Raw genomic sequence first — 6,951 nt, forward strand, 5'->3', positions numbered from 1 at the left:
CTGGGCGTCCGATCCTACGGGTAATGGCTATAAAGGGGGCGATCTGTGGGGTGTGGCTGAAAATCTAGATTATTTGCAAGATTTGGGAGTGAATGCCATCTACTTTACCCCGATCTTTCAGTCGGCTAGCAACCACCGGTATCACACCCACGACTACTATCAGGTAGATCCGCTGCTGGGGGGTAACCAAGCCTTTGCCGATTTGTTAGAGGCTGCCCACCAACGCGGGATAAAAGTGGTCCTAGACGGTGTCTTTAACCATGCTAGCCGTGGATTTTTCTTTTTTAACGACATTCTTGAAAATGGACCGTCATCACCCTGGCTGGACTGGTTTAAGGTGGAGGGCTGGCCGCTGTCTGCCTATGATGGGGCCAAGTCGGCTAACTATGAGAGCTGGTACGACAACCGAGCCCTGCCGGAGTTTAACCACGACAACCCCCAGGCGCGGGAGTACATTATGCAGGTTGCCGAGTACTGGCTGCGTCAGGGGATTGATGGCTGGCGGCTAGATGTTCCCTTTGATGTGAAAGCTGAAGGATTTTGGCAAGAGTTTCGGCAACGGGTCAAGGCCATTAACCCAGAGGCTTATATTGTGGGAGAGATTTGGACCGATGCTCGACAATGGCTAGACGGCACCCAGTTTGACGGGGTGATGAACTATCTCTTTACGGGACCGGCATTGGCCTTTACGGCAAAAGAACGGGTGGTGATGTCTCTGGTGGAGCAGCCTGCTTATTTTCCCTATCCGGCCCTGGATGCCCAGGGATATGCCCAGGCCATAGAGGTCTTGTTGGCTCTATATCCTTGGGAGATTCAGCTAACCCAGCTAAATCTGTTGTCAAGCCATGACATTGCCCGGGCGCTAACGGTTATCAGTGACGATCAGTCCAGTTTTGAGCTGGCGGTGTTGTTACAGCTGACGTTTCCGGGGGCACCCAGCATCTACTACGGTGACGAGGTGGGCCTAGCGGGTGCCCATGATCCAGACTGTCGCCGGAGTTTTCCGGCAGAAGAGAACTGGAATCAGCCATTGCTTACACTCCATAAAGAGCTAATCGCCCTGCGGCATACACATCCGGCCCTACGCACAGGCATGTATCAAACGCTTGCCGCTGAGGGTGAACTCTATGTCTTTGCTCGTCACCATGAGAAAGAAACTCTTGTTGTAGTGGTGAATGCAGCTGAAACCCCTGGACAGATAGCGCTCTCCAATCTGATGGAAGCAGATCTGATCCAGAAGACCATGATTCTATGGGGACAGGGCTCGATTACAGAAGATACGCAACAGATTGTAGTCCCAGCTCGGTCGGGGATGATTATAGGGATGGCTAATTAGAGGTGACTGGCCCAACAAGAAGGGCATTAGTTTGCTAGGGTGTGTGAGTTTGTGGGCGGTGAGTTTGTGGACATGGGGGCGACTTGGTTATGAAAACGCACTGGTGGAGAAAATGCCTCTGGGTGGTCTTATTCGGCCTGTTCTTGGGTGGCTGTGCTGTGCCCCAGGTAAACGCTGAGCAACGGCTGTTTTTGGATCTATCGGTAACGGCAGTGGACCATGTGGTACTCCCCATGGATGACTTTGAGGGCACCCAGGTGGGTGGCCTGTCGGCCATTAATTACGATCGCGATAGCGCCAGCGCTGACTTGTCAGTTCGCAACCAGTACTATGCCCTCTCCGACGACCGCCAACGTCCTCGCTTTTACACCCTCAGCTTAGACCTCAGCCCTACAGCCATCAACGATGTCACCGTTGAGGCCGTCACCGATTTTAAGGACGCTGATGGGACTGCCATCGCCCCGCTTGATGCTGAGGGCATGGCCCTCACCCCAAGCCGCAGCCTGATTGTCGCTAGCGAAGGCTCATTTCAGCAGCAGATTTTGCCCCAGCTCCAGGAATTTGACCTGGAAACTGGACGGTTCAAAACCAGCTTTCGTCTGCCAGAGCGGTATCTGTTTGGCCCGGAGCCTGGCTCAAATGAGGACCAGACCGCAGGTACCCAAACCCAGGGCGTCCAGGAAAACATTGGCTTTGAAGCCCTGACCATCAGTGCTCCCGGTGGCTCCTACGAGCCGTATCGTCTGTTTGCCGCCACCGAGGGACCGCTGTACCAGGATCTTGACCTGGACCCAGAAATTCCCTTTAAGAATCGCTGGCTCCATTATCTAATTGACCCTAACCAGTCAACCCTGCTATCAGAACACTGGTACGCTATGGATGACGCCCCCCTAGGTGCCGTGGTTAACGGCCTGTCGGAAATTTTATCCATCGATGTGGGAGGGCATTTTTTGGCCATTGAGCGTGCCTTTGGTCTCCAGGGGTTGTCGATTAAGCTCTACCAGCTGGCCACTGGAGTGGCGACGGATACCAGTGCGATCGCAACGCTCCAGGGTGACACTAGCGGCATTACTCCCATTCGTAAACGGCTCGTTGCCGATCTTACCCCCCTCGGCCCGGATAACCTCGAAGCCATGACCTTGGGGCCTAGACTCAGCGACGGCAGCCAAAGCCTAATTCTAGTTAGTGACAATAACTTTGATAATCGTCAGGAAACCCAAATTTGGCTGTTCAAACTGGCCGGTTTGTAATCCCCCTATAGAGGTAAATCAAACTCAAATCATCCCTGCAGCTATCGCAACATTTTTTTCTTCTTACAGAGAATGAAGAATACCGTTATGCTGTGGGAATAGGCAACCGAGTTTATTTACTAAAACATTTGGTGTATAAAGGTTTTGTTAGTTTTTTTTTAATGTTGGCAGCCCCATAATTCCATGTCCTTGCTTAAGTCTCCCAAGGGCAGAAGATAACGATTTATACCCATATTCTGTATAATTCTTGCTAATCATGAAGGAGGCTTAAGCGCTAAAGGATGAAAGTAATCGTATTAGGTGGAGATGGCTTTTGCGGCTGGCCCACCGCGCTGCATCTGTCAAACGCAGGTCATGAGGTTGCCATTGTCGATAACTTATCGCGCCGCAATATTGACAATGAGCTAGAAATCTCTTCCCTAACTCCCATTAGCTCCATGTCCACTCGGCTGTCGGCGTGGCAAGACGTTAGTGGTAAAACAGTTGATTTTTATAATCTCGACATTGCCCAAGAGTACGACAAACTCTTGCATCTAATTTGCGACTATGCCCCCGACGTGATTGTTCACTTTGCTGAACAGCGGGCCGCCCCCTACTCCATGAAGTCGGCCAAGCATAAGCGCTACACCGTTGACAATAATCTCAACGGCACCAATAATGTTCTGTGCGCCATTGTCGAGTCTGACCTAGATATCCACGTGGTTCACCTCGGCACCATGGGTGTCTACGGCTACGGCACCGCTGGCATGAAAATTCCTGAAGGCTATCTGGATATCCAGGTGGTTACCGACACAGGCAAGGTCATTGAAAAACAGATTCTGCATCCGGCTAACCCTGGCAGTATCTACCACATGACCAAAACCCAGGACCAGCTGTTCTTTGCTTACTACAACAAGAATGACCAGGTGCGGGTAACTGACCTACACCAGGGCATTGTCTGGGGGACTAACACCCGCGAGACTGCCATGGATGAGCGGTTGATCAACCGCTTTGACTACGATGGTGACTATGGCACCGTCCTCAATCGATTCTTGATGCAGGCTGCCATTGGTCACCCCTTAACTGTGCATGGAACCGGCGGTCAGACACGGGCGTTTATTCACATTCAGGACACGGTGCGCTGTGTTGAACTAGCCGTCAATAATCCCCCTGCCAAAGGCGACCGGGTTAAAATTCTAAACCAGATGACTGAAACCCACCGGGTACGCGACCTGGCCCGGATTGTGGCCAATATCGCTGGAGCTGAAATTCAGTACATGGAAAACCCCCGTAATGAAGCGGCTGAAAACGAGCTAGTGGTTGATAACCAGTGCTTCCTCGATATGGGTCTAGAGCCCACTCAGCTAGACAAGGGGCTGATGCTAGAAGTGACAGAAATCGCTAAAAAGTACGTTGACCGCTGTGATACGTCGAGGATTATCTGCACATCGAAGTGGACCAAGAAGTCAAAACCGGCTCCTACGCCGATTCCGGCAAGCTAGGGCATGGGTTTTTGATTAAACATGCGGAAATGGGGTAATTCAGATCTTGTATCTAGTTGGTTGTGAGGCTAAAACCCACGTCGGGTTCAAAACCCAACGCTAATTGAGGGCTGTCCACTAAAGGGACAGTTGGGCTGTGAGGCTCTATATCTAGAGCTTTCAGCGATCTTTAACCCCTTCTAGTGGATAACCCTCAATTAGCCCTGTAACTTTGAGTGCAGGGTGGGTGGGCGCTTCATCACCAGGTGCAAAATCTATGAGGTCATAGCCCTTTACCTCATTTCCTATGTCTCGGTAACTGTCCTGTGCGCTGTCAAATCTGTGGCAAAAAAAGATCTTATAAACGCTTGAGCCTGGACCAATTTCGCGATTGAATAATCAACAGTTCAGTATTTGCGATCGCTGATTAAGGGGATGGACCGAATCTATAGCCACTGCTATTGGACGGTTATTTATATTCAAAGTCATCTCGATGATCAGCAATGCCTAGTTTTTCTAACACATCCGCATCCTACTACCGCTAAACGTATGCGTATTGCCCTGTTTACCGAAACATTCCTTCCTAAAGTCGACGGTATCGTAACTCGCCTCAAACATACCGTTGAACAGCTGCAGGCTTTAGGTGATGACGTGTGTGTGTTCTGCCCAGAGGGGGGTCTAACGGAATATAAGGGGGCCAAAATCGAGGGGGTTTCCGGCTTTCCCATGCCGCTTTACCCTGAGCTAAAGTTGGCCCTACCACGCCCGTCCATTGGCGAGGGCATCGAAGCGTTTAACCCCGATTTGATCCATGTGGTCAATCCGGCTGTCCTGGGGTTAGCGGGCGTTTACTATGCCAAGGCGTTGGAAATACCCCTGGTGGCGTCATACCACACCCACCTGCCCAAGTATCTAGAGCACTATGGGTTTGGCATGTTTGAGGGCATGCTGTGGGAACTGCTGAAGGCGGTACACAACAACGCCCGCCTCAACCTGTGTACCTCTACGGCGATGCAGCAGGAGCTGACTGAGCACGGCATTGAAAACGTCAAAGTCTGGCAGCGGGGGGTGGATACGGAACTGTTTCGACCTAGCTTGGCCAGTCGAGAGATGCGATCTCGGCTGAGTGAGGGGCATCCTGATGCGCCCTTGCTGCTGTATGTGGGCCGTCTGTCGGCGGAAAAAGAAGTTGACCGGATTAAGCCTATTTTAGAAGCCATTCCAGAAGCGCGACTGGCCTTGGTGGGGGATGGTCCCTACCGAGAAGAACTAGAGGAGCATTTTGCGGGAACGGCGACTAATTTTGTCGGTTACCTTGAAGGTGAAGAGCTAGCTTCGGCCTATGCCTCCGGTGATGCGTTTGTTTTCCCATCACGCACTGAGACCCTGGGGCTGGTTCTACTAGAGGCCATGGCAGCTGGCTGTCCGACGGTGGCGGCCAATGCGGGGGGAATTCCAGATATTGTGACGGACGGCACCAACGGTTTCTTGTTTGACCCCCACGATGATGACGGAGCCATCAAAGCTACCCAGCGACTGTTGGCGGCCCGTACGGAAATTGAACTGTTGCGTCGGAATGCTCGTATTGAGGCAGAACGCTGGGGCTGGCGAAGCGCAACTCAGCAGTTACAGACGTTCTACGCTGAAGTATTGGCGACTAATGTAAGCATAGCGGCTTGAAGAATCCAATTTTATAAGGTGTGCCTAACCCCATGCAGCCCTTTGACCTTAGCGCCTATCCCTACACATCTTCGCGCCCCGTTATGTTGGGATCGCGTGCTGTGGCCACCTCTCAACCGTTAGCCGCCGCCACCGGGGCCGAAATTTTGTTGGCAGGTGGCAATGCTGTGGATGCTGCGATCGCAATGGCCATCGACCTTACCATCGTTGAACCCACCTCCAACGGTTTGGGCTCAGATGCCTTTGCGCTGGTGTGGGATGGTGAACTCCATGGTCTCAACGCCTCTGGCAAAAGTCCCCAGGCGTTTTCGCCAGACATGTGGGCTGACCTGGAAGAGCTGCCGCTGCATGGGTGGTTAGCAACTACGGTACCGGGGGCGGTTTCCGCCTGGCAAACCCTGTGGCGACGCTGGGGCAAGCTGCCATTTAGACGCCTGTTTGAACCCGCCATTCGTCACGCAGAAAATGGGTTTCCAGTGTCGCCGATCACGGCCCGCAACTGGCAGAAACAGGCAACAGATTATCTATCGTTAGACGGTGAGGCCCATAAATCTTTTCGAGCATGTTTTTTCCCAAACGATCGGGCACCGCGCCCTGGCGAAATCTGGCGCTGTCCTGAGCAGGCCGATACTCTACGAGAGTTAGCAACAACCGAAGGTGAAAGTTTTTATCGCGGTAAGTTAGCAGAACGACTAGTGGCCTTTTCTGAGGCAACGGGAGGAGTCTTTTCTCTGGATGATTTACGCAACCATCAGGCGGAGTGGGTCGATCCGATCTCTACCACCTATCGAGGGTTGACGGTGTCAGAGCTGCCACCCAATGGGCAGGGGATTGCGGCGCTGATGGCGCTAAATATTGTTGAGGGTTTTGACCTGGGTGCTCAGCCTAGGGAATCTGTGGTGAACTATCACCAACAGATTGAGGCGATGAAGCTGGCTTTTGCCGATGCCCATCGGTATGTGGCCGACCCGAGAACGATGGATATAACCACAGCCGAGCTGTTGGATAAGGCCTATGCCGCTCAGCGGCGAGACTTGATTGGCGATCGCGCCATACCCCTAGCAGAACCGGGGCTACCCAAGGGCGGCACGGTGTATTTAGCGGCAGCGGATGATGAACTGATGGTGTCGTTTATTCAGTCAAATTTTATGGGATTTGGCAGTGGGATTGCGATTCCGGGGACGGGGATTGCGCTGCAAAATCGGGGGTCGGGATTTGTGTTAGA

5 protein-coding genes are annotated in these 6,951 nt (G+C 52.5%); all 5 read left to right on the plus strand.

The genetic code is table 11. The features are described from left to right. The coding region (locus IQ260_RS25040; protein WP_193995804.1) for a glycoside hydrolase family 13 protein at positions 1-1,336 on the plus strand (1,336 nt) is incomplete at its 5' end. Positions 1,337-1,425: 89 nt separating this feature from the next. Continuing rightward, complete coding sequence (locus tag IQ260_RS25045; protein ID WP_193995805.1) at positions 1,426-2,586, plus strand: esterase-like activity of phytase family protein; 1,161 nt, start codon at positions 1,426-1,428, stop codon at positions 2,584-2,586. A 281-nt stretch (positions 2,587-2,867) separates the two neighbouring features. Continuing rightward, complete coding sequence (locus IQ260_RS25050) at positions 2,868-4,067, plus strand: NAD-dependent epimerase/dehydratase family protein (RefSeq protein ID WP_193995806.1); 1,200 nt, start codon at positions 2,868-2,870, stop codon at positions 4,065-4,067. A gap of 528 nt (positions 4,068-4,595) precedes the next feature. Beyond that, on the plus strand, positions 4,596-5,726 hold the full coding sequence (locus IQ260_RS25055; RefSeq protein ID WP_193995807.1) for a glycosyltransferase family 4 protein: 1,131 nt from the start codon (positions 4,596-4,598) through the stop codon (positions 5,724-5,726). 32 nt (positions 5,727-5,758) lie between these two features. Then, positions 5,759-6,951: gamma-glutamyltransferase family protein (locus IQ260_RS25060; RefSeq protein ID WP_193995808.1), on the plus strand; the 1,193-nt coding region annotated here is incomplete at its 3' end.

Origin of the sequence: Leptolyngbya cf. ectocarpi LEGE 11479, from assembly GCF_015207065.1 — a bacterium.
GTDB lineage: Bacteria > Cyanobacteriota > Cyanobacteriia > Phormidesmidales > Phormidesmidaceae > Leptothoe > Leptothoe ectocarpi.

Coding starts and splice junctions, on each gene's coding strand:
- IQ260_RS25050 (WP_193995806.1), top strand. CDS start 2,868: ATGAAAGTAATCGTATTAGGTGGAGATGGCTTTTGCGGCTGGCCCACC.
- IQ260_RS25045 (WP_193995805.1), top strand. CDS start 1,426: ATGAAAACGCACTGGTGGAGAAAATGCCTCTGGGTGGTCTTATTCGGC.
- IQ260_RS25055 (WP_193995807.1), top strand. CDS start 4,596: ATGCGTATTGCCCTGTTTACCGAAACATTCCTTCCTAAAGTCGACGGT.